The sequence below is a fragment of the Vibrio sp. T9 genome, from assembly GCF_003123985.1.
Taxonomy (GTDB): domain Bacteria; phylum Pseudomonadota; class Gammaproteobacteria; order Enterobacterales; family Vibrionaceae; genus Vibrio; species Vibrio diabolicus.
Map to the genome: position 1 here is coordinate 1 of NZ_NIGY01000146.1, position 327 is coordinate 327.

At 62.7% G+C, this 327-nt stretch carries 1 protein-coding gene; it reads right to left on the bottom strand.

Going from position 1 to position 327, the window contains the following annotated elements:
* On the bottom strand, nt 1-195 hold a 195-nt coding region (locus CBX98_RS25835), incomplete at its 3' end, for a lycopene cyclase family protein (RefSeq protein WP_172606049.1).
* Nucleotides 196-327: the final 132 nt, after the last annotated feature.

The following is a 327-nucleotide window of genomic DNA, read 5'->3' on the forward strand; positions in this document are numbered from 1 at the left end:
ATAGCCCCAATCGTGTGCTGCATCGCCGGCTGCGTGGTCGGCGTTGTAAAGAACGGCCGGAAACTCGTTGGGCCGGTAGGCCTTGCCGGCCTCCAACAGCAGAACGTGGCGCTTCGGATCGGCACTCAGCCGATTGGCGAGCACTGCGCCAGCTGAGCCTCCACCGACGATGACGATGTCGTAGGCCGCGCTCATTTCTTCAAGCCTTCGGCCACCTGCGCCATCAGGGTCGCGAAAGGCATGTCGAGTGCGGCGTAGACCTCGCCTGCCTTCGGGTCGAGATTGTCACCCATGAGTTCGACCATGAGGGTGGCGTAGTCGGACACT